The following is a 20,443-nucleotide window of genomic DNA, read 5'->3' as shown; positions in this document are numbered from 1 at the left end:
CTCCGCGTGGGCACTCTGCCCCGGGGAAGCCACAGACAGCGGCAGACGAGTCGGGCTGTACGCCGGGTTCTGTGCCGAGGTGCCTCGCGGCGGCCTCGGTGACGGCCATCCATCTAGGGCCGGTGTTACCACCGGCCTCGTGCGGTCTACCCGCGGACTCGGGCGGGCAGCCCTCGGTCGTCCGCGCAGAGCGCCTGTTACGGCGCTCCTCTTGACCTTGCTCCAGGTGGGGTTTACCTAGCTGCCCAGGTCACCCTGGGCACTGGTGGTCTCTTACACCACCGTTTCACCCTTACCCGGCGCCTGAGCGCCGGGCGGTTTGCTTTCTGTGGCACTGTCCCGCGGGTCACCCCGGGTGGCCGTTAGCCACCACCCTGCCCTGTGGAGCCCGGACGTTCCTCGGGAAGCCCTGGGGCTTCACGCGGCCGTCCGCCCGGCTCGTCTGCCGTGCGGACCATGGTACCGGGCCGCCGCCGGCACTTACGCCGCCGTCCCCATGGCCGGGCCGCCGCCGTCACGGGCGCAGTGCCTCCAGGCCCCGCGTCCAGGCCGCCGGCAGGTCCGCGTCGGCCGGGAAGCGGTCCTGGAGCTCCAGGATCACCATGCCGTGCGCGAAGGCCCACACCGCCCGGGCCAGGTCCAGGTCGTCGCCGCACGCCCGCAGCAGGGGCCGGGCGGTGCGGTCCTCCAGGCCCGGTGGAAGGAGGTCGCGGGGCAGGGGGCGTTCGGTGGCCAGGCGGTAGAGGTGGGGGTGGGCCAGGGCGTACGCCCGGTACGCCTCGCCCAGCACCGGCAGCGAGCCCGGCGCCCGTGCCTGAGCCGCCTCCATCGCCTCCGCCATCTCCCGCAGCACCTGCGCGATCAGCTCGGCCTCCACGGACCGCTTGTCCGGGAAGTGCTTGTACAGGGACGGCGCCTTGATGCCGAGGCGGTCGGCCAAGGTGCGCATCGTGAGGGCGGCGGGGCCGGACTCCTCCAGGACGGTCCGGGCCACGCCCGCGATCTCCCGCGCCCTGGGCGTCAGGCCCTCCCCCGCCGTCACCCGCTCAGCCACGCTGGAAGCCCTCCTCGGTCCGCAGCCCGTATCCGAAGGCGCGATCGTACGAGATGTGGGCGAGCCAGCCGCACAGTGCGGCGAAGGCGGGCGCCCAGGTGAAGGGTACGAGGGTGTAGGCCAGGACCAGGACCAGGGGGATCAGCGCCCGGTGGGCCGCGTTGTAGTACGGCACCGCTCGCGGGGGCAGTTGCCCGGGCGCCATGCGGGGTGCGTCCCGTACCGCCACCAGGAACGTCAGGTCGGGCGCGATGAAGAACACGAGCGCGAGGGTGGCGGCGGCCCAGCCGTGGTGGACCGCCTCCAGCACCGCGAACGCCGACCAGAACAGCGCGCCGGCCAGCCAGGCGACCCGGCGGGCGACGGCGGTACCGGGGGTCGGGGTGGTGACGGGGGCGGGGGTGGCGGGAGTAGTGGGGGTGGTGGTCGCGGGAGTGGGGGGTGTCATGGCTGCCGCCTCCAGGATGGCTAACGTCGTTAGCCAGACGTTAGGGCTAACGGCGTTAGCCTGTCAAGGGTCCGGTCCGCGCCCGCCCGCCTTGACCTTGCCGCGACGTCAACGTCTTCACTGGTCCCATGCGGATCGGAGAACTCGCCGGGATCGTCGGCGTCACCACGCGGACCGTGCGGCACTACCACCACCTCGGCCTGCTCCACGAGCCCGAGCGGCTGGCCAACGGCTACCGGGACTACACCCTGCGGCACGCCGTCGTCCTCGCCCGGATACGGCGGCTGACCGAGCTGGGGATGGGGCTGGCCGAGGTGCGGGACGTGCTGTCGGACGACGCGGGCAAGGACCTCGCGGAGATCCTGGCCGAGCTGGACGAGGACCTCGCCCGGCAGGAGGCGGCGATCCGCGAGCGGCGGGCGCGGCTGCGGGCGCTGCTGGACGGGCCGGGCGTGCCCGCCGAGGGGCCGGTGTCGGGGGAACTGGCCGGGCTGTTCGCCGAGCTGGCCGACGGGTTCGACTCGCCGCTGGCCGCGAAGGACCGCGAGATGCTGGCGCTGCTCGACACGGTGGCCCCGCCCGAGCTGCGCGAATCGCTGGCGGGCGCGCTGCAGGAGGGTTTCGGCTCGCCCGAGGCGCAGGCGCGGGCGCGCGAGGCGTACGCGCTGCTGGACGGGCTGGCCGACGCCGAGCCGGACGACCCGCGGGTCGCGGCGGCCGCCCGCGCGCTGGCCGCCTGCACACCGCCCCACCTGGTACCGGAGTCGCCCGTCGAGCACGACGGCACGTTCCTGCGGGCCCTGTACGCGGACCTGGCCCCGGGGCAGGCCGCGGCGGTCCGCGCCGCCATGGAGATCCTCACGCAGGAGGGGCGATGAGACGACGTGGAGCACGGACGATGACGGCGGCGGCGGCGCTCGCGCGCCACGAGCTGCGGCTGCTGGCCAGCCTGCTGTTGTGGGCGGGCCGGCGGCGGCACGGGGTGGCCGGGGGGCGGGCGTTCGGCTACGCGCGGGGGCAGGGGGCGATGGCGTTCGGCCTGCTCTTCGTGTGCGCGGTGGAGACGGTCGGGGTGTCCGTGCTGCTGCGCGACTGGCCGGCCGCCCACCACGTACTGCTGGTCCTGGACCTGTACACGCTCCTCGTCGTCCTGGGGCTGCACGCGGCGACCGTGGTCCACCCGCACGTGCTGCGCGGCGACACCCTGCGCGTCCGCCACGGCGGCCATCTCGACCTGCGGATACCGCTGGACCGGATCACGGCGGTCCGGCGGGAGGCGCGCTGGTCCCACCCGCCGGCCGAGGGGGCGCTCGACGTCACCGTCGGCGGGCAGACGTCCATCGCCGTGGAGCTCGCCGAGCCGGTCACCCACGTGAGCCTGCTGGGCCGGCGCCGGCCGGTCGGTACGGTCCGGTTCCACGCCGACGACGCGGACGGCCTCGTGGCGGCGCTCCGGCGGGCATGAGGACGGCGTGAGGAGGGGGCGAGGAGGAGGGTGACGAGGGGGTGAGGAGGAGGGTGAGGAGGGCGGGGCGCGGGACCGTACCCTTGCTCGGAGCTCAACCGAAGGAGAACCCGTGCTCGTCCTGCTCCCGCCCTCCGAAGGCAAGGCGTCCGCCGGCCCCGGTGCCCCGCTGACGCTGGAGTCGCTGTCCCTGCCGGGGCTCACCGAGGCCCGTGCGGCGGTCCTCGGTGAGCTGGTGGAGCTGTGCGCGGCCGACGAGGAGAAGGCGCGGGACGTGCTCGGGCTGAGCGAGGGCCTGCGCGGCGAGGTCGCCAAGAACGCCGGGCTGCGCACGGCCGGGGCCCGGCCCGCCGGGGAGATCTACACCGGCGTGCTCTACGACGCCCTGGACCTGGCCTCGCTGGACGCGGCGGCGAAGAGGCGCGCCGGGCGTTCCCTGCTCGTCTTCTCGGGGCTGTGGGGCGCGGTGCGGGTGACGGACCGGATTCCGTCGTACCGCTGCTCGATGGGGGTGCGGCTGCCGGGGCTGGGCGCGCTGGGCGCCTACTGGCGGGCGCCGATGGCCGACGCCCTGCCGGAGGCGGCCGGGGACGGGCTGGTGCTGGACCTGCGGTCGTCGGCGTACGCGACGGCGTGGAAGCCGAAGGGCGAGGTCGCGGGGCGCACGGCGACCGTGCGGGTGCTGCACGCGCCGACGCGGAAGGTGGTCAGCCACTTCAACAAGGCGACCAAGGGCCGGATCGTGCGGTCCCTGCTGACGGCCGGGGCCGCGCCGGAGGGCCCGGCCGAGCTGGTCGAGGCCTTGCGGGACCTCGGGTACGAGGTGGAGGCGGCGGCTCCGGAGAGGGCCGGGCGGCCGTGGGCGCTGGATGTGCTCGTCACGGAGGTCCACTGAGATCCGCTGAGGTCCGTTGAGGTCCGTTGAGGTCCGTTGAGGTCCGCTGAGCCGGCGGCCGGTCCGGGTGGTCAGGCGCGCAGGTGTGAGGTGTCGTTGACCAGGCGGACGCTGGCGTTGCCGTCGGCGTAGTAGGCGATCGCCGAGACGGAGGCCGCGGACAGTTCCATGCGGAACAGGGACTCCGGCGGGGCGCCCAGGGCGAGCCGTACCAGCGTCTTGATCGGTGTGACGTGGGTGACCAGCAGGACGGTGCGGCCCGGGTGCGCGGCGACGAGCTTGTCGCGGGTGGCGGCGATCCGGTCGGCGGTCTCGGCGAAGCTCTCGCCGCCTCCCGTGGGGTGGGCCTCCGGGTCGGCGAGCCAGGCCTTCAGGTCGGCCGGGTACCGCTCGTGCACCTCGCCGAAGGTCAGCCCCTCCCAGGCGCCGAAGTCGGTCTCGCGCAGGCCTTCTTCGACGGTCACGTCCAGGCCGAGGCGGGCGGCGACGACGGCGGCGGTCTCCCTGGTGCGGGCGAGCGGGGAGGCCACGATGTGCTGGACGGTGCCGCGCCGGGCGAGGGCGTCGGCCACCCGCCCGGCCTGCTCGCGCCCCACGTCGGACAGGGACGGGTCGGTGCCGCCGCTGCCGGAGAACCGCTTCTGCGGGGTGAGGGGTGTCTCGCCGTGCCGCAGCAGTACGAAGGTGGCGGGGGCGCCGAGGTCGGGGGCCGAGGCCCAGCCGACCGAGGGGGTGGCCACCTTCCGCGCGGCCCGCACGTCGGCTTCGGCCCGCACGCCTGCTTCGGCAGGTGCGTCGGCTTCGGCAGGTGCGTCGGCTTCGGCCCGTACCTCGGCTTCGGCAGGGGCGGCTGCCTCGGCGCGTGCCTCCGCCTCCTCCCGTGCGTCGGTGGCGGCGCCCCCGGTCGCCCCGTCCGGCGTCCGCCGTACCCGGAAGTCCGTCCGCCCGGCCGCGCCCGCGTCCATCGCCTCGTTCGCCAGCCGGTCGGCGTGCTTGTTGCGCTCGCGCGGGATCCACTCGTACGTCACCTGGCCGGGCGGGAAGACCCGGGCGGCCTCGGCGGCGAGCGGCTTCATGTCGGGGTGCTTGATCTTCCAGCGGCCCGACATCTGCTCCACGACGAGCTTGGAGTCCATCCGCACGCGCACCCGCGCCGACGGGTCGAGGTCGCGGGCGGCGAGGAGCCCGGCGACCAGGCCCCGGTACTCGGCGACGTTGTTGGTGACGACCCCGAGGTACTCGGCGCACTCGACCAGGGTCCGGCCGGTCTCCGCGTCGGCGACCACGCTGCCGTACCCGGCGGGCCCCGGGTTGCCCCGCGATCCGCCGTCGGCCTCGACGATGAACTCCCGCGCCACAGCGGCCCCTTACAGCCCGGACTCGGCGGTGCGCACCAGGATGCGCCGGCAGTTCTCGCAGCGGACGACCGTGTCCGGCGCGGCCTTGCGGATCTCGCTCAGCTCGGTGATGGCGAGTTCCTGGCGGCAGCCCTGGCAGGTGCGGGCGTACAGCTTGGCGGCGCCGATGCCGCCCTGCTGCTCGCGCAGCTTGTCGTAGAGCTTGAGCAGGTCGGCGGGGACGGCACCGGCGACGACCTCGCGCTCCTTGGTCACCGTGGCCGCCTCGCCGTCGATCTCCTCGAAGGCGGCGTCGCGGCGCGCGGTGGCGTCGTCGATCTTCCCCTGCACGGAGCCGACCCGCTCGGTCAGCTCGGCGACCCGCTCCTGCGCGGCCTCGCGGCGCTCCATGACCTCCAGGACGACGTCCTCCAGGTCGCCCTGGCGCTTGGCGAGGGAGACGATCTCGCGCTGGAGGTTCTCCAGGTCCTTCGGGGAGGTGACGGCGCCGGAGTCCAGCCGCTGCTGGTCGCGGGCGGCGCGCTGGCGGACCTGGTCGACGTCCTGCTCGGCCTTGGTCTGCTCGCGGGCGCAGTCGCTCTCCTCGGTCTGCGCGGCCACCAGCAGGTCGCGCAGCTGGGTGAGGTCCTTGGTGAGCGACTCGATCTCGGCGTGCTCGGGCAGCGACCGGCGCTTGTGGGCGAGCTGCTGGAGGCGTACGTCGAGGTCCTGGACGTCGAGGAGTCTGATCTGGTCGGCGGGCGCGGCGTTCAGTTGGGGGCTCCAGGGGTGTCAGTGACGGTGGACGCCGCGTGGGCGGTCCAGGGGTCGGTGACCGTGGCGGAGACATGGACGCGAAGGTTCCATCCCTCCCGGTCGGAGATCTCGTCGAGCTGGCTCGCGGCCAGCTCGCACCAGGGCCACTCGGTGGCCCAGTGCGCCGCGTCGAGCAGCGCGAGAGGACTGTGGGCGCGGGCCTCGCTCGCCGGGTGGTGGCGCAGGTCCGCGGTGAGGAAGGCGTCGACGCCGGCCGCCCGGACGTGGTCGAAGAGGCTGTCGCCGGAGCCGCCGCTGACGGCGACGGTCCGTACGAGTGCGTCCGGGTCGCCGGCCACCCGGATGCCCTGCGCGGTCGCGGGCAGCCGCGCGGCGGCGCGCTCGGCGAAGTCGCGCAGGCTCAGCGGGGGGTCGAGTTCGCAGACCCGGCCGAGGCCGCGGCGGCCGCCCGGGTCGGTGGGGTCGGGCACGAGGGGCCGTACGACGCGCAGGTCGAGCGCGCCGGCGAGGGCGTCGCTGACGCCCGGGTCGGCGGTGTCGGCGTTGGTGTGCGCGACGTGCAGGGCGATGTCGTTCTTGATGAGGGTGTGCACGACCCGCCCCTTGAAGGTGGAGGCGGCGACGGTGGTGGTGCCCCGCAGGTACAGCGGGTGGTGGGTGACCAGCAGGTCGGCGCCGAGCCGCACCGCCTCCTCGACGGTCTCCCGCACCGGGTCCACGGCGAACAGGACCCGGGTGACCTCCTGATCGGGGTCGCCCACGACGGTTCCCACCGCGTCCCAGGACTCGGCCCGCTCGGCGGGCCACAGCTTCTCCAGCGCGGCGATGACTTCTGACAGACGGGGCACGGACAAAAGGCTACCTGCCCGTTCCCCGCCCCCGCACCGCCCTCCACGGGCCTCGCCGGGCCTCGCCGGCCGCCCGGCCACCCGGCCGCCCCCGCGGCACGCATCTCACCGGCGAGCGGCTCTGCTCCGGCCCCGCACGGACTCGGACAGCCCCGCCCACGCCTTCACCCGGGTGCGAACGACTCGCGGTCACGGGCGGGGACGCGGGCGAGGGCGGGGACACGGGCGAGACCGGCCGGAGCCGTTGCCCGGGGTCAGCGCGGAGTCAGGAGGCAGAACTCGTTGCCCTCCGGGTCGGCCAGGACCGTCCAGTGGATCTCGGACTGGTCGATACCGGGGTCGGTGGCGCCCAGGGCGCGCAGTCGGGTTTCCTCCGCTCGCATGTCGTCGCCGGGGTAGGGGCGGACGTCGAGGTGGACGCGGTTCCACCCGCTCTTGGTGTCGGGCGTGCGGACGAACTCCAGGTAGGGGCCCACGCCGGCGGCGGAGCGCAGGGTGGCGTGGTCGTCGGCGACCTCGTGCAGCGTCCAGTCCATCGCCCCGTCCCAGAACCGGGCCATCTCCCGCGGGTCGGCGCAGTCGACCACCACCGCGGCGATCGGCCCGGTGTCCTGGTAGACCGGGCGGGGTTCCAGGACGCAGAACTCGTTGCCCTCGGGGTCCGCCATGACCGTCCAGGGGACATCTCCCTGTCCCACGTCGGCGAGCGTCGCGCCGAGGTCCTTCAGACGGGCGACCAGCTCCGTCTGATGGGCGGCCGAGGTGGTGGCCAGGTCGAGGTGCACGCGGTTCTTGACCGTCTTGGGTTCCGGGCGGGCGACGAGGTCGATGCAGACGGCCCCCGGGCCGGGGTAGTCGAAGCCCACGGGTTCGAGGTTGGTCACGCCGGGCCCCTCGCTGTCTACACCCCAACCGAGTGCCTCCGCCCAGAACCGGCCGAGCGCGGAGTCGTCCCGGGCCTTCATGTTGATCTGTACGAGTCGTGTCGTCATACCGGCGATCTTAGGAACCGCGCCGCCATACCGACGATCCTGGGGACCACGTCGCCATACCGACGATCCTCGGAACCGCCGACGCCACGGGCCACCGCTACCGGGCATGGGCACGCTCCGGTGCCGGCCTTGGGCCCGCCCTGTGCCGGCCGTGAGCCCGCCCGCCATGTGTCGGCCGTGAGCCCGCCGGTGCCGACCTTGCACGGGCCGGCCCCGAACCGCGTGAGCGCGACCGGTGGAAGGGAAAACGCGTCGACAGCGCACCTCGCCCCCGGCAGAGTGGCCGCCCGTGACGAGCAGTGAGCTGTGGACCCGTGCGACCGCCGAACGCTACGACGCCGAGGAGACCGAGATGTCCTCGGCGGCCGTCCTCGAACCGACCCTCGCCTTCCTCGCCGAGCGCGCCGGAGACGGCCGGGCCCTGGAGTTCGCCATCGGGACGGGACGGGTGGGCGTACCGCTGCGCGAACGCGGCGTGCCGGTGGTGGGCATCGAGCTGTCCGAACACATGGCGGCGGTCCTGCGGCGCAAGGCCGACGAGGACACGCTCCCGGTGGCCGTCGGCGACATGGCCACCACCGTCGTGCCCGGCGAGTTCACCCTCGTCTACCTCGTCTACAACACCATCACCAATCTGCTCTCGCAGGACGAGCAGGTCGAGTGCTTCCGCAACGCCGCGCGTCATCTGGCGCCCGGCGGCCGCTTCGTCGTCGAACTGGGCGTGCCGCCGCTGCGGTTGCTGCCGCCCGGCCAGGTCGCGGTGCCGTTCGACGTCTCCGAGCGGCACCTCGGCTTCGACACCTTCGACCTGGTCGAGCAGATCCTCGTCTCGAACCACTTCACCCGCGACGGCGACGACGGCCCCTACCGCCGCACCGCCTCCCGGCACCGGTACGCCTGGCCGGCGGAGCTGGACCTGATGGCCCGGATCGCCGGACTCGAACTGGAGGACCGCGTCGCGGACTGGGACGGGGCGCCGTTCACCCAGGACTCCACGAAGCACATCTCCGTGTGGCGCAAGCCGGTGTGAGGCGCCCCGGCGCCGGCGGTGCATGCCCGAGCCGAGGGCGGGCCGCCGCGGCCCGTGACCGACCGCCACCGGGTGTCCGAGGCCCGGCCGGGTGGGGCAGACGGCACATTCGGGACCGTTGCGGAGGCGAATCGGTTTTCCGCCACTCGTACGGGCGAAGCCCCCCGTCCGTGGTCCCACGGGCGCGCGTGCGAAAACGTACCTTCGTCGCCGGAGGTGACCGACCCATGACGGCCTGTGCGATCGAACCCTCGGCGGACGCGGACGACGAACCCCGGACGCCCCCCGCGACCTGCGCGATCACGGCGGACGGCACCTACGCCGCCCGCCTCGCCCGGAAGGACGGCTGCTGGTTCCCGGAGCGCTGGACCCTGGCCGGGCCCGCGCCGTACGCCGTTCCGCTGCCCGGCAACCAGCCCGAGGAGTCCGGCACGGAGGTGCAGCCGCTGGCCGACGGCCGGGTGCTGATCCACCGCCGGGCCGCCGGGCGCCACGTGTTCTCGCTGCTCTACCCCACCGGCCCCGGCACCGGCGAACTGCCGCTCGGGGCCGTGGAGTGCCCGGACGAGTCGACCCGGCTGCGGCTGCTGCCGCCGGCCCCGGACGGCGAGCGGGCCTTCGCCCTCGCCGTGGGCCGCCGTTCCACCGCTCTGTGGCAGGTGGCCGGCGGAGCCTTCGGGCCGGAGCAGCTGGCCGACGTCCCGGGCCGCTGCTCGGGCGGTGTCTGGCTGGACCGCTCGGGCCGGATGCTCGCCCTGGACCGCGAGGTCGCCGGGCGGACCAAAGCGGTCGTGGTGGACCTGGAGCGGGGCGGCGAGGTGTCCCCGCTGCTGCAGATCGCCGCCGGCAGCGACGACCGGCTGCTGCTCGCCGACCCCGGCAGCGGTCTGCTGCTGATCGCGTCCGACGCCCCGTCGCCCGGCGAGCCGCGGCTCGGCTGGGGCGTCCTCGGCAGCACGCTCCCGGTCCGCTTCCCGGAGTCCCTGCGGCTGCCGGGCCGCGCGCTCACCCCCTTCGCGATCCAGCCGGGTCAGGTGCTGCTCCCGGAGAACTGCGCGGTGGCGCTGCGCGTCGACGGCCCGTTCGGCAGCTGGCTGGCGGTGTGGCGCCCGGCGGACCGGCGGCTGCACGAGCTCCCGCCGCCGGCCGGATGGCTGGCGGGCACCGGCCTGTGGACGCCGGACGGGGTGCTGCGTCTGCCGTACGTCACGGAGGACGAGCCCTGCGGGGTGGCCCGGGTGACGGTGCCCGAGCGGACGGCAATGGGGCAGGCGACGACGGAGCAGGCGGCGACGGAGCAGGCCGCAAGGGAACGGGCCGCAGCGGAACGGGCCGCAGCGGAACGTCCGGCAGCGGAACGTGCGGCGATGGAACGGGCGGAGCAAGCTCGCCCGGAGCGGTGCGCGTCCGGACCTTCCGAGAGCCCCGGGCCCGCCGACTCGTCGCGTGTCCCGCCCGCCACGGAAGTCGCCCCGGCCGACAGGGAGGTTGCTCCCGCTGCCACGAAAGTCGTGCCGGCCGTCCCGGAGGTCGCCCCCGCCGCCACGGACGTCGCCCCCGCCGTCACGGAGGCGTCGCAGCCCGAGGGGCCCGTCGCCCCCTGCCGTCCCGTGCCCCTCCAGCAAGCCCCTCTGGCACGGCTGGTAACGAACTAGCGGCGGTCGGCGTGGCCGCCTGGATTCGCCCCATGGTGGGTTGGTTAGACTCACCCGGCTGTAAAAAGATCATGTTGACGGGGTGAACTCTTCCGATGAGCGACGCAAGCACGACGCAGCCGCTGCCTTCCGAGGGCCAGGGGGCCCAGGAGGCCTCGGGCCACGGCAGGCACCGGGGGCCGGTGTCGCAGCACGACAGCGACACGGCGCCGCGCGGCCGGCACCGCAAGCCCGCGCACCAGGAGGCCCAAGCGGCTGCCTGACGGTACGTCGGGAAACACGAGGAGGGGGTGACCGCCGGCCGGCGGTCACCCCCTTCGCCCTGTGCGCCATCACTGGTCCGACGCCGGCAACGGCACCGACTCCGCCATCGGCACGGGCACCGGCCCCGCCATCGCCACCGGCACCAGCACCAGCACCAGCACCAGCACCGACGTCAGCGCCGACGTCAGCCGCGCCGCAGCCGCAGTACCTCCGCCGCCGCGAACGTCTCCCCGGCCGGCCGCTCCGCGTAGTACGGCGTCAGGACGGCGTCCAGTTCGTCGTACGTGAAGAGTTCCCCCTTGCTGTCGAACTTCGCCCCGATCCTGGGCCGTTCGACGACGGCGACCATGCCGCCGTGCACGACGAGCAGCTGCCCGTTGATCCCGCCGGCCGCCGGTGACGCCAGGTAGCCGACGAGCGGGGCGACATGCTCGGGGGCGAGCGGGTCGAGCCCGTCGGCCGGGCGGGCGGCGCCGGCGAAGACGTCCTCGGTCATCCGGGTGCGGGCGCGCGGGCAGATGACGTTGGCGGTGACGCCGTACTTCGCGAGCGCGAGGGCCGTCGAGGTGGTCAGGCCGACGATCCCGCCCTTGGCCGCCGCGTAGTTGGGCTGGCCGGCCGAACCGGCCAGGAACGCCTCGGACGAGGTGTTGACGATCCGCCCGTGGACCGGCCCGCCGGCCGCCTTGGACCGCTCCCGCCAGTGAGCGGCGGCGAACCGGGTGGTGTTGAAGTGGCCCTTGAGGTGGACCCGGATCACCGCGTCCCACTCCTCCTCGGACATGGCGAACACCATCCGGTCGCGCAGGATGCCCGCGTTGTTGACGAGGATGTCGAGCGTGCCGAACTCCTCGACCGCCGCGCCGATCAGCTGCCGGGCCTGGCCGAAGTCGGCGATGTCCCCGGCGTGCGCGACCGCCGTGCCGCCCGCCGCGCGGATCTCGGCGGCGACCTCCTCGGCGGGGGCCGCGGACGCGGCGCCGGTGCCGTCGCGGCCGGGCAGGCCGTAGTCGTTGACGACGACGGCGGCGCCGAGCCGCGCGAGTTCCAGCGCCTCGGCGCGGCCGAGTCCGCGGCCGGCGCCGGTGACGACGGCCGAGAGCCCTTCCAGCGGCAGCGTCATCAGATCTCCACGCAGGTGCGCAGTGCGGTCCCGGTGCGCATCTGGTCCAGCGCCTCGTTGACCTCGGCGAGCGGCACCCGGTGGGTGATCAGCCCGGCGAGGTCGATGCGGCCGGCCCGCCACAGGGCGATGGTCCGCTCGTAGGAGCGCAGGACGTCCCCGCCTCCGTACAGGGAGGGCAGGATCCGCTTCTCGTCGAAGAACAGCTCGAACATGTTGAGCTTCAGGAAGTCGTCCATGGCGCCCGCCCCGACGATCACGAGAGTGCCGCCGCGCCGGGTGGTCTCGTACGCGGTGCGGGCGGTGGCCGCCTTGCCGACGACCTCGAAGACGTGGTCGAACCCCTCGCCGGCGGTGACCTCCTGCTTGGCGCCGGGCAGTTCCTCGGGGGACACGGCCCTGGTGGCGCCGAACCGGAGGGCGGCCTCGCGGCGGGCGGCGACGGGGTCGACGGCGACGATCTCGGCGGCGCCGCGCAGCCGGGCGCCCTGGATCGCGGAGATGCCGACGCCGCCGCAGCCGATGACGGCGACGGACGAACCGGCCTCCAGGCCTGCGGTGTTGAGTGCCGCGCCCAGTCCGGTCGTCACGCCGCAGCCGATCAGCGCCGCGATGTCGAAGGGGACGTCGTCGGGGATGGGCACCGCGCAGCCCGCGTCGACGACGACCTCCTCGGCGAAGGTGCCGGTGCCGGCGAAGCCGAAGACGTCACCGGCGGGCCGCCGGAAGTTGGGCGTGCCGGCGTTCATGAAGCCGGCCAGGCACAGCTCGGTCTGTCCGCGCCGGCAGGCGGGGCAGGCGCCGCAGGCGGGCAGCCAGCACACGACGACCCGGTCGCCGGGCTTGACGCGGGTGACGCCCTCCCCCACCTCCACGACCTCGCCGGCGCCCTCGTGGCCGGGGACGAAGGGGCCGGGCTGCGGCAGGACGCCGCTCATCGCGGAGAGGTCCGAGTGGCACAGCCCGGTGGCCCGTACCCGGATCCGCACCCTGCCCGGGCCGAAGCCCACCGCCTCGACGTCGTCGAGGACCTCCAGCTTCTCCTGGCCGATCTCGTGCAGTACGGCTGCGCGCATGGTGCGGCTCCCCTCGACTCGTCAGGGCAGGCTTCAGGGCTCATGGGCGGACTGACTCAGGTGTGGCGCACGATCGTGTCCGTGAGGACCGGTGCGTCCTCCCGCTCGACCGCGCTGACGGCGACCCGTACGGCGCCGTCCCCGGGCCACATGCGGATGCGCAGGGTCTCCCCCGGGTACACGACCCCGGCGAACCGGGTGTCGTACGAGCGCACCCGGCCGGGGTCCCCGCCGAGCAGGGTGTCGACGACGGCCTTGAGGGTGACGCCGTAGGTGCACAGGCCGTGCAGGATGGGCCGGTCGAAGCCGGCGCGGGCGGCGAACTCCGGGTCGGCGTGCAGCGGGTTCCAGTCGCCGGAGAGGCGGTACAGGAGGGCCTGGTCCTCGCGCAGCGGCCGTTGGACGACGTGCGCCGGCTCACCGGCGGGCGGGTCGAGCCGCGCCGACGGCCCGCGGTCGCCGCCCCAGCCGCCCTCCCCGCGTACGAAGATCTGCGCGTCGTTGGTCCACAGCGGGCCGTCGGCGTCGGTGACATCGGTGCGCAGGACGAGGACGGCGGCCTTGCCCTTGTCGTAGACGGCGGCGACGCGGTGGGTGGCGGTGGCGGTGCCCTCGACGGGGATCGGCCGGTGCAGGGTGAGGGACTGTCCGCCGTGCAGTACCTGCGCGAGGTCGGCCTCGACGCCGGGCATCGACAGTCCGCTGATCACGCCGGGGGCGCCCGCTCCGGCGACGGTGGCGAAGCTGGGCAGGACGCGCAGCCGGTACTCCAGGGTGTAGCGCAGCTCGCCGGGGTCGGTCGCGGGGCTCTCGCGGTCCGGATCGGCGCCCGCGCCGATGCCGAGGTGGTAGAGCAGGACGTCCTTGGCGGTCCAGGAGATGTCCACGGTCCGGGGTTCGGCGGCGAGGGCCTTGGCTGCGTCGATGGGCATGGGGCTCCTGATGTCTGACGGGCCCGAGGGCCCGCGGTCCCAAGACTGTCTCAAGACCTCGGCGCGACCGTCCGCACCGTCGGCCGTGCCGAGGTCGTCACGGGCGGACCCGGAGCGCGCCACCACGGGCGGATCTAGAACGCGTTCCAGTCCGGCGCCCTCTGTATAGCCGAGCCCTCGCCACTTGTGAAGGCTCCTGACACATCGTCAGGTCGGGCGGCGTGCCGCACCCGTCCCTACGCTGGGGCCGTGAACGAGATGCCCCGGGAGCAGCGCCCGGTCCGGTCTGTCAGGGTCCTGCTCACGGAGGCCGCGGACACCGAGCGCGGGGCCGCGCTCGCGCTGCCGCTCGGCAGGGAGCCCGGCATCCGGGTCGTCGCGCGGGTCGGGCCCGGGGAACCGCTCGCCGACGCGGCCCTCGCCCACCGCCCCGACATCACCCTCCTCGACCTCGGCCGGCTCGGTGACGCCGCCGTGCTGCGCGAGCAGGTGCCGGACTGCCGGGTGGTGGTGCTGGCGACCTCGGGCCGCCCGGACCAGCTGCGCCGGGCCCTGGAGGCGGGCGCGGCCGGCTTCCTCATCAAGGACGGGCCGGTCGCGGAGCTGGCCGAGGCGCTGCACCGGGTGCTGACCGGGGAGACGGTGGTGGACCCGGCGCTGACGGCCTACCTGCGGCGCAGCACCGGCGGCGGCCCGGCATCCGACACCTCGGCGCGGTGAAGCCCCGGCTCACCCGCGGCGCAGCACCCGCAGCACGCCGACGTCCTGCACCTCGGCGCGGTGAAGCCCCGGCTCACCCGCGGCGCAGCACCCGCAGCGAGCCGGTGTCCGACACCTCGGTGAAGTCCCCGGACTCCAGTGCGCGCAGGTAGACGCGGTACGGCGCCTGGCCGGTGAACTCGTCCTCGGGGTGCGGGAAGACGTCGTGGATGACCAGCAGGCCGCCCTCGGCGACGTGCGGGGCCCAGCCCTCGTAGTCGGCGCTCGCGTGCTCGTCCGTGTGGCCGCCGTCGACGAAGACCAGGCCGAGCGGGCTGTTCCACAGGGCGGCGATCTGCGGGGAACGGCCGACTAGGGCGACGACGTGCTCCTCCAGCCCGGCCCGGTGCAGGGTGCGGCGGAACGTCGGCAGCGTGTCCATCAGGCCGAGTTCGGGGTCGACGGTCTCCGGGTCGTGGTAGTCCCAGCCGGGCTGCTGCTCCTCGCTGCCGCGGTGGTGGTCGACGGTGAGCGCGGTGACGCCGGCCGCGCGGGCGGCGTCCGCGAGCAGGACGGTGGAGCGGCCGCAGTAGGTGCCGACCTCCAGCAGTGGCAGTCCGAGCCGGCCCGCCTCGACGGCCGCCGTGTACAGCGCGAGTCCCTCGTCGACGGGCATGAAGCCCTTCGCCGCCTCGAACGCGGCCAGGATCTCGGGCTTCGGCGCCGCGGTCATGGGGTTCCTCTCGGTCGTACGGGCTTCTCGGCGCCCCATGGTGTCGCACCCCCCCGGCGCCGGGGCGACGGGGGGGTGCGGGTCGGCTCCACGGACTCCCGGGACCGGTCTTCCCAGGCCGCCTCAGGCTTGAGGCCGCCACAGGCCGCCTCAGGCCGACACGGTGTCCCCCGGCAGGGAGAGGTCCAGGTCGACCGGCCCCTCGTCGCCCGCGTGGGTGGCCGGGGCGTCGTGCGGACCGTGTCCGGCGGCCCGCGCCGCCACCACGTACGCCCCCTGCTCCGGCACGGCGAGCGTGTAGCCGCCGTCCGCGGCGGACAGCGTGGCGCCCGCCTGGCGGCCGCGGCGGTCGATCAGGGTGACCCGGGCGTGGGCGACCGGGGTGCCGTCGGCGCCGAGGACGCGGCCGCGGAAGCCGCGCAGGGCCCGCTCGGCGCGCTCCAGGTTGGCTTCCTCCTCGCTGCTGGCGCGCAGCTGGGGGGCTCGGTTCGGCCTGGGCAGGAAGAGGGCCATCAGCAGCCCGACGGCGACGGCGGCGGTGGCGATGAGGAAGGAGACGCGGAAGCCGTGCATGGTCGGGACGGCGACGCCGCCGACGTCGTTCGCCGTGTTGGCCAGCACCATGCCGATGACGGCGCTGGAGACGGAGGTGCCGATGGAGCGCATCAGGGTGTTGAGGCCGTTGGCCGCGCCGGTCTCGGAGGCCGGGACCGCGCCGACGATCAGCGCGGGCAGCGAGGAGTACGCGAGGCCGATGCCGGCGCCGAGGACGACCGCGATGACCAGGCTCTGCCAGGCGGCGCTCATCAGGCCGAGGCCGGCGCCGTAGCCGACGGCGATGATCAGCAGGCCGAGGATCAGGGTGACCTTGGGGCCGTACTTCGCGGACAGCCGGGCGTAGACGGGTGCCGTGAACATCATGGTCAGGCCGAGCGGCGCGACCAGCAGGCCCGCGACGACCATCGACTGCCCGAGGCCGTAGCCGGTGGACCTCGGCAGCTGGAGGAGCTGGGGCAGGACCAGGGAGACGACGTAGAAGGCGACGCCGACCATGATCGAGGCCAGGTTGGTGAACAGGACGGCGGGGCGGGCGGTGGTGCGCAGGTCGACCAGGGGGGCCTGGAGGCGCAGCTCGTAGAGGCCCCACAGGACCAGGACGGCCGCCGACGCGGCGAACAGGCCGAGTGTGGTGCCGGACGCCCAGCCCCAGTCGCCGCCCTTGGTGATGGGCAGCAGGAAGAGGACGAGCCCGGCGGACAGGCCGAGCGCGCCCGGGAGGTCGAAGGTCCCCTCGGCGCGCGTCGGGGACTCCGGGACGACGACGAGGGTGAGGACGATGGAGAGCACACCGAGGCCGGCGGCGCCGTAGAAGAGGGCGTGGAAGTCGGTGTGCTGGGCGACCAGGGCGGCGGCGGGCAGGGCGAGGCCGCCGCCCACGCCGATGGAGGAGCTCATCAGCGCCATCGCGGAACCGAGCCGCTCGCGCGGCAGCAGGTCGCGCATCAGGCCGATGCCGAGGGGGATGGCGCCCATCGCGAAGCCCTGCAGGGTACGGCCGACGATCATGGTGGCGAGTTCGCTGGTGACCGCGCTGACCAGGGCGCCGGCCACCATCACCGCGAGGCTGGCGACCAGCATGCGGCGCTTGCCGTACAGGTCGCCGAGCCGGCCCATGATCGGCGTGGCGACGGCGCCCGACAGCAGGGTGGAGGTCAGGACCCAGGTGGCGTCACCGGGTGCGCTGTCCAGCAGCTGCGGCAGGTCCTTGATGACCGGTACCAGCAGGGTCTGCATCACCGCCACCACGATGCCCGCGAAGGCGAGCACGGGGACGAGGGCGGCGGAGGGGGCTCTGCCGGAGGGCTGATCGGTCGGCGTAGGCGTCATGTGCATCACGAACTCGGTTCGGTGGGGCAACTATTCCAGTGCTTTCGCCATCTAACGAAATCTTGACCTTCTCTTGGGACGGTGAGGCGCCGGTCGGCGGCGCTCCTGGACGCCTTCTCGCATCCAGGAGGTGCCGGAATCCCACGGCGGGAACAGCCGGTCCGGTCGGCACGGTTGCATCGACGGGGGGACCTGCGCCGCGCGGGCGGGGAACCCGGAGACCACAAGACCGCTTTCGGCAGGAGAACTTTTTCATGACTGACCGGCCTTTGACGCTCATGGCAGTGCACGCCCACCCCGACGACGAGGCCACCGGAACCGGAGGGGTTCTCGCGCGGTACGCGGCGGAAGGTGTCCGCACGGTCCTCGTGACCTGTACCGACGGCGGCTGCGGTGACGGACCGGGGGGAGTCAAGCCGGGCGACCCCGGGCACGATCCGGCGGCCGTCGCCCTGATGCGCCGCCGAGAACTGGAGGCGAGCTGCGGCGTGCTGAAGGTCAGCGAGCTGGAGATGCTGGACTACGCCGACTCCGGAATGATGGGCTGGCCGAGCAACGACGCCCCCGGGTCCTTCTGGCAGACCCCCGTCGAGGAGGGCGCCGCCCGCCTCGCGGAACTCATGCGCCACTACCGGCCCGATGTGGTCGTCACGTACGACGAGAACGGCTTCTACGGACACCCCGATCACATCCAGGCCCACCGCATCACCATGGCGGCGCTGGAGCTGACCGAGCTGACGCGGAAGGTGTACTGGACGACGGTGCCCCGCTCGGGGATGCAGCGATTCGGTGAGATCATGCGCGAGTTTCATCCGGACATGCCGGAGCCGGATCCCGCCGAGGCCGCCGCGATGGCCGAGATCGGCCTCCCCGACGACGAGATCACCACGTGGGTGGACACCACCGCGTTCAGCGATCAGAAGTTCGACGCGTTGGCCGCGCACGCCAGTCAGGGGGAGAACATCTTCTTCCTCAAGATGGGCAAGGAGAGGTTCGGCGAGTTGATGGGCACGGAGACGTTCGTACGCGTGCAGGACGCCACCGGCGCCGCCATACCCGAGAACGACCTCTTCGCCGGACTGCGCTGATCCGCCCGTCCGACCGGCCGGGAAGCGCCTGAACCGCCCGGCAGGGCAGCCGGGCCCCACGCCGGCGCACCACCCCCCGCAGGCCGGCGGCCGGGCCCCCGCGCGGGATCCGGCCGCCGTGTCCCGGCCGGCTGTCCGGGGCCGGCCGCTAGGGTGGCTGCCGTGTCGTACACAGGTCCGGAATTCGATCCCCCTCGGCCCCGCCGCTCCCCGCTGCGCCGCCCGGCCGTCGTGGCCGTGGCCGCGCTGGTGCCCGGGGCGCTGGCCGGCTGGCTGGCGTACGGGGCGGTGGGCGGCTCGGGCGACGACGGCGGGTCCGGGCGGGCGGCGGCGGCCGACGGCGGGTCCGCCTCGACCGCTCCGTCCGGCCCGGCGACCCCGCGCACCGGCACCCCGCGCACCGGCACCCCGGAGGACGACGACGCGAAGGCCGGCACCTCCGCGCCGCTCAAGGGCCGGGTGATCGTCATCGACCCGGGCCACAACCCGGCCAACTTCCGCCACACTGCCGACATCAACCGCAAGGTGGACATCGGCACCGGCTGGAAGGAGTGCGACACCACCGGCACGTCGACCAACGACGGCTACACGGAGGCCGCGTTCACGCTGGACGTGGCCCACCGGCTGCGCGCGCTGCTGGAGGAACAGGGCGCCACGGTGAAGCTGACCCACGACGCCGACCGGTCCTACGGCCCGTGCATCGACGAACGGGCGCGGATCGGCAACGCGGCCCACGCCGACGCGGTCGTCTCGGTCCACGCCGACGGCTCGGGCGCCGGCAACCGGGGCTTCCACGTCATCCTGCCGGGCACGGTGCACAAGGGCGCCGCCGACACCCGGCCCGTCGTCGGCCCCTCCAAGGCGCTCGGCGAGAGCATCGCCGCCGACTTCGCCCGCGCCACCGGCACCTCGCCGTCGAACTACGTCGGCGACGGCACCGGACTCGTCACGCGCGAGGACCTCGGCGGGCTCAATCTGTCGACTGTTCCCAAGGTGTTCATCGAGTGCGGCAACATGCGCGACGCCAAGGACGCGGCACTGCTGACCAGTGGCGCCTGGCGGCAGAAGGCGGCGCAGGGGATCTCTGACGGAATCGTGGGTTTCCTGCGCGGATGACGGTCCCCGTGCCGATCCGGGCGGACAGCCCGATCTCGTGGACGATAGTGTCGCCTCTACGATGTGGGGCCACCCCCGCGCTTCACACAGGGGCCTGACGGCGACATGGTGACAGCGACGCCTCCTCGGCTGACGTACCGACGACGAAGACGACTGACGAAGGACCTAAGGTGAATATCCGCTCCCTCACTCGGGGCGACGGCGTGGTGATCGGAGCAGCGGTGTTGCTGTTCATCGCGTCGTTTCTCGACAACTACTCGTTCGAAGGCGCCTCGGACGAGGCCAACCTGCCCAACCTGTGGGACAGCGGTCCGGTCCTGCTCAGTGTTGTCCTCGCCGGCCTCATCGGTGCCGCGCTCGTCGTCGTCTCCCACGCCATGCCGCAGCCGCGCAAGGTCGTGGGCCTGGACCTCGGGCAGTTCGGCGTCGCCTTCACGGTGTTCGCCGCGTGGAGCGCGCTCGGCAACATCTTCGACCCGGCCGGCAGCGCGGACAACTTCGGCCGGGGCGACGGCCCGGACGCCGGAACCGGCCTGATCCTGGCCCTCATCGCCACCCTGGTCATGGCCGCCGCCGCCATCGCCACCCCCCTGGTGCCCGCCCTCAAGGCCGGTCTGGTCCCCGCCGCGCGGCCCGCAGCGCCACAGCCCTACGGCGCGCAGCCGCCCGGTGGTTACGGCTACCCGGGCGCCCCGCAGCCGGGCCAGCCGGGCCAGCCGGGTGGCTACGGTCACCCGCAGCCGGGGCAGCCGCAGCAGCCCGGGCAGCCCTTCGGCGGTGCCCAGCCGGCCGCCGCTCCCGCCGCGCAGCCGGCGGCGGACTTCTCGCCGTTCTGGTTCGCGGTGCCGGTCGCCCGGCCGCTGTACGCGGAGGACGGCTCCCCCATGCCGATCGCGGAACTGGCGCCGGGCACCTGGTACCTGGCGGTGGAGCAGGGCGGCCAGGGCCTGATCGCGCAGACGCAGGACGGCCGGCGCGGCGTGCTGCGGGACACCTCCGGGATCCAGCGCGGCTGAGCCACCCC

At 74.1% G+C, this 20,443-nt stretch carries 20 protein-coding genes, 1 other RNA gene and 1 pseudogene; 10 read left to right on the top strand and 12 right to left on the bottom strand.

The genetic code is table 11. From position 1 onward, the window contains the following. Nucleotides 1-42: 42 nt before the first annotated feature. From rnpB to ACSLTV_RS04730, 3 genes are all read right to left on the bottom strand, one after another. An RNA gene (rnpB, locus tag ACSLTV_RS04740) (RNase P RNA component class A) lies at nucleotides 43-441 on the bottom strand. Nucleotides 442-514: 73 nt separating this feature from the next. Then, complete coding sequence (locus tag ACSLTV_RS04735) at nucleotides 515-1,024, bottom strand: TetR/AcrR family transcriptional regulator (protein ID WP_432137740.1); 510 nt, start codon at nucleotides 1,022-1,024, stop codon at nucleotides 515-517. Between the two features lie 22 nt (nucleotides 1,025-1,046). Next, entirely contained in the window at nucleotides 1,047-1,502 is a 456-nt protein-coding gene (locus ACSLTV_RS04730) for a DUF4260 family protein (RefSeq protein ID WP_432137724.1), read from the bottom strand. A 128-nt stretch (nucleotides 1,503-1,630) separates the two neighbouring features. Here ACSLTV_RS04730 and ACSLTV_RS04725 point away from each other — a divergent pair, with 128 nt between their 5' ends. From ACSLTV_RS04725 to yaaA, 3 genes are all read left to right on the top strand, one after another. Continuing rightward, complete coding sequence (locus ACSLTV_RS04725; protein ID WP_432137723.1) at nucleotides 1,631-2,380, top strand: MerR family transcriptional regulator; 750 nt, start codon at nucleotides 1,631-1,633, stop codon at nucleotides 2,378-2,380. After that, nucleotides 2,377-2,967, top strand: a complete 591-nt coding sequence (locus tag ACSLTV_RS04720) for a hypothetical protein (RefSeq protein ID WP_432155800.1) — start codon at nucleotides 2,377-2,379, stop codon at nucleotides 2,965-2,967. The genes ACSLTV_RS04725 and ACSLTV_RS04720 overlap by 4 nt, the downstream gene beginning before the upstream one ends. 112 nt (nucleotides 2,968-3,079) lie before the next feature. Beyond that, nucleotides 3,080-3,862: a peroxide stress protein YaaA gene (gene yaaA / locus ACSLTV_RS04715; protein WP_432137721.1), complete on the top strand. Its 783-nt coding sequence runs from the start codon at nucleotides 3,080-3,082 to the stop codon at nucleotides 3,860-3,862. 71 nt (nucleotides 3,863-3,933) lie between these two features. On the opposite strand, the gene ACSLTV_RS04710 is transcribed toward yaaA, so the two are convergent. The 4 genes from ACSLTV_RS04710 to ACSLTV_RS04695 all read right to left on the bottom strand — a co-directional run bounded on the left by ACSLTV_RS04710 (nucleotide 3,934) and on the right by ACSLTV_RS04695 (nucleotide 7,816). Then, nucleotides 3,934-5,220, bottom strand: coding sequence for a bifunctional RNase H/acid phosphatase (locus ACSLTV_RS04710; RefSeq protein ID WP_435611675.1), 1,287 nt, complete (start codon nucleotides 5,218-5,220; stop codon nucleotides 3,934-3,936). A 9-nt stretch (nucleotides 5,221-5,229) separates the two neighbouring features. Continuing rightward, nucleotides 5,230-5,973, bottom strand: coding sequence for a zinc ribbon domain-containing protein (locus ACSLTV_RS04705; protein ID WP_432137739.1), 744 nt, complete (start codon nucleotides 5,971-5,973; stop codon nucleotides 5,230-5,232). Continuing rightward, nucleotides 5,970-6,824: a Nif3-like dinuclear metal center hexameric protein gene (locus ACSLTV_RS04700; RefSeq protein WP_432137719.1), complete on the bottom strand. Its 855-nt coding sequence runs from the start codon at nucleotides 6,822-6,824 to the stop codon at nucleotides 5,970-5,972. Before ACSLTV_RS04700 ends, ACSLTV_RS04705 begins: the two co-directional genes overlap by 4 nt. Before the next feature lie 254 nt (nucleotides 6,825-7,078). Continuing rightward, on the bottom strand, nucleotides 7,079-7,816 hold the full coding sequence (locus ACSLTV_RS04695) for a VOC family protein (protein WP_432137718.1): 738 nt from the start codon (nucleotides 7,814-7,816) through the stop codon (nucleotides 7,079-7,081). A gap of 289 nt (nucleotides 7,817-8,105) precedes the next feature. On the opposite strand from ACSLTV_RS04695, the gene ACSLTV_RS04690 reads away from it, so the two are divergent. From ACSLTV_RS04690 to ACSLTV_RS04680, 3 genes are all read left to right on the top strand, one after another. Continuing rightward, nucleotides 8,106-8,846 carry a class I SAM-dependent DNA methyltransferase gene (locus tag ACSLTV_RS04690; protein WP_435611674.1) on the top strand — a complete coding sequence of 247 codons (741 nt, stop codon included), beginning with the start codon at nucleotides 8,106-8,108 and terminating at the stop codon, nucleotides 8,844-8,846. Between the two features lie 227 nt (nucleotides 8,847-9,073). Beyond that, entirely contained in the window at nucleotides 9,074-10,501 is a 1,428-nt protein-coding gene (locus ACSLTV_RS04685; RefSeq protein ID WP_435611673.1) for a hypothetical protein, read from the top strand. A 95-nt stretch (nucleotides 10,502-10,596) separates the two neighbouring features. Further along, the gene (locus tag ACSLTV_RS04680) at nucleotides 10,597-10,764 is read left to right on the top strand and encodes a hypothetical protein (RefSeq protein ID WP_432137715.1); all 168 of its coding nucleotides are present in this window, start codon (nucleotides 10,597-10,599) and stop codon (nucleotides 10,762-10,764) included. A gap of 185 nt (nucleotides 10,765-10,949) precedes the next feature. Here ACSLTV_RS04680 and ACSLTV_RS04675 read toward each other — a convergent pair whose 3' ends face one another. Genes ACSLTV_RS04675 through ACSLTV_RS04665 form a run of 3 tightly spaced genes read right to left on the bottom strand, consistent with a single transcriptional unit; the run spans nucleotide 10,950 to nucleotide 13,896 of the window. After that, the gene (locus ACSLTV_RS04675; RefSeq protein WP_432137714.1) at nucleotides 10,950-11,888 is read right to left on the bottom strand and encodes a 3-oxoacyl-ACP reductase; all 939 of its coding nucleotides are present in this window, start codon (nucleotides 11,886-11,888) and stop codon (nucleotides 10,950-10,952) included. After that, nucleotides 11,888-12,964: a Zn-dependent alcohol dehydrogenase gene (locus tag ACSLTV_RS04670; RefSeq protein WP_432137713.1), complete on the bottom strand. Its 1,077-nt coding sequence runs from the start codon at nucleotides 12,962-12,964 to the stop codon at nucleotides 11,888-11,890. The genes ACSLTV_RS04675 and ACSLTV_RS04670 overlap by 1 nt, the downstream gene beginning before the upstream one ends. 56 nt (nucleotides 12,965-13,020) lie before the next feature. Then, nucleotides 13,021-13,896 (bottom strand): MaoC/PaaZ C-terminal domain-containing protein, encoded by an 876-nt coding sequence (locus tag ACSLTV_RS04665; protein WP_432137712.1) that lies wholly within the window; start codon nucleotides 13,894-13,896, stop codon nucleotides 13,021-13,023. 258 nt (nucleotides 13,897-14,154) lie between these two features. Between ACSLTV_RS04665 and ACSLTV_RS04660 the strand changes: the two are divergent. Continuing rightward, nucleotides 14,155-14,595: pseudogene (locus tag ACSLTV_RS04660) on the top strand (DNA-binding response regulator); the annotation flags it as partial. Between the two features lie 94 nt (nucleotides 14,596-14,689). On the opposite strand, the gene ACSLTV_RS04655 reads toward ACSLTV_RS04660, so the two are convergent. Together ACSLTV_RS04655 and ACSLTV_RS04650 are read right to left on the bottom strand one after the other, a co-directional pair. Beyond that, the gene (locus ACSLTV_RS04655; protein ID WP_432137711.1) at nucleotides 14,690-15,328 is read right to left on the bottom strand and encodes a class I SAM-dependent methyltransferase; all 639 of its coding nucleotides are present in this window, start codon (nucleotides 15,326-15,328) and stop codon (nucleotides 14,690-14,692) included. 150 nt (nucleotides 15,329-15,478) lie between these two features. Further along, entirely contained in the window at nucleotides 15,479-17,215 is a 1,737-nt protein-coding gene (locus ACSLTV_RS04650; RefSeq protein WP_435611716.1) for an MFS transporter, read from the bottom strand. A gap of 254 nt (nucleotides 17,216-17,469) precedes the next feature. On the opposite strand from ACSLTV_RS04650, the gene ACSLTV_RS04645 reads away from it, so the two are divergent. The 3 genes from ACSLTV_RS04645 (at nucleotide 17,470) to ACSLTV_RS04635 (ending at nucleotide 20,435) form a co-directional block, all read left to right on the top strand. Beyond that, nucleotides 17,470-18,303, top strand: a complete 834-nt coding sequence (locus tag ACSLTV_RS04645; protein ID WP_435611672.1) for a PIG-L family deacetylase — start codon at nucleotides 17,470-17,472, stop codon at nucleotides 18,301-18,303. A 162-nt stretch (nucleotides 18,304-18,465) separates the two neighbouring features. Further along, nucleotides 18,466-19,419, top strand: a complete 954-nt coding sequence (locus ACSLTV_RS04640) for an N-acetylmuramoyl-L-alanine amidase (RefSeq protein WP_435611671.1) — start codon at nucleotides 18,466-18,468, stop codon at nucleotides 19,417-19,419. 170 nt (nucleotides 19,420-19,589) lie between these two features. Then, nucleotides 19,590-20,435 (top strand): hypothetical protein, encoded by an 846-nt coding sequence (locus ACSLTV_RS04635; protein WP_432137707.1) that lies wholly within the window; start codon nucleotides 19,590-19,592, stop codon nucleotides 20,433-20,435. Nucleotides 20,436-20,443 lie beyond the last annotated feature (8 nt).

The sequence above is a fragment of the Streptomyces sp. bgisy159 genome, from assembly GCF_965341775.1.
Taxonomy (GTDB): domain Bacteria; phylum Actinomycetota; class Actinomycetes; order Streptomycetales; family Streptomycetaceae; genus Streptomyces.
This window is presented reverse-complemented; position numbering and strand designations above follow the sequence as displayed.

Bases quoted from the DNA above. Each gene is read 5' to 3' on its own strand.
- ACSLTV_RS04725 (WP_432137723.1), top strand. From the start codon at position 1,631: ATGCGGATCGGAGAACTCGCCGGGATCGTCGGCGTCACCACGCGGACC.
- ACSLTV_RS04695 (WP_432137718.1), bottom strand. From the start codon at position 7,816: ATGACGACACGACTCGTACAGATCAACATGAAGGCCCGGGACGACTCC.
- ACSLTV_RS04720 (WP_432155800.1), top strand. From the start codon at position 2,377: ATGAGACGACGTGGAGCACGGACGATGACGGCGGCGGCGGCGCTCGCG.
- ACSLTV_RS04680 (WP_432137715.1), top strand. From the start codon at position 10,597: ATGAGCGACGCAAGCACGACGCAGCCGCTGCCTTCCGAGGGCCAGGGG.
- ACSLTV_RS04675 (WP_432137714.1), bottom strand. From the start codon at position 11,888: ATGACGCTGCCGCTGGAAGGGCTCTCGGCCGTCGTCACCGGCGCCGGC.
- ACSLTV_RS04665 (WP_432137712.1), bottom strand. From the start codon at position 13,896: ATGCCCATCGACGCAGCCAAGGCCCTCGCCGCCGAACCCCGGACCGTG.
- ACSLTV_RS04730 (WP_432137724.1), bottom strand. From the start codon at position 1,502: ATGACACCCCCCACTCCCGCGACCACCACCCCCACTACTCCCGCCACC.
- ACSLTV_RS04670 (WP_432137713.1), bottom strand. From the start codon at position 12,964: ATGCGCGCAGCCGTACTGCACGAGATCGGCCAGGAGAAGCTGGAGGTC.
- ACSLTV_RS04655 (WP_432137711.1), bottom strand. From the start codon at position 15,328: ATGACCGCGGCGCCGAAGCCCGAGATCCTGGCCGCGTTCGAGGCGGCG.
- ACSLTV_RS04645 (WP_435611672.1), top strand. From the start codon at position 17,470: ATGACTGACCGGCCTTTGACGCTCATGGCAGTGCACGCCCACCCCGAC.
- ACSLTV_RS04685 (WP_435611673.1), top strand. From the start codon at position 9,074: ATGACGGCCTGTGCGATCGAACCCTCGGCGGACGCGGACGACGAACCC.
- ACSLTV_RS04650 (WP_435611716.1), bottom strand. From the start codon at position 17,215: ATGACGCCTACGCCGACCGATCAGCCCTCCGGCAGAGCCCCCTCCGCC.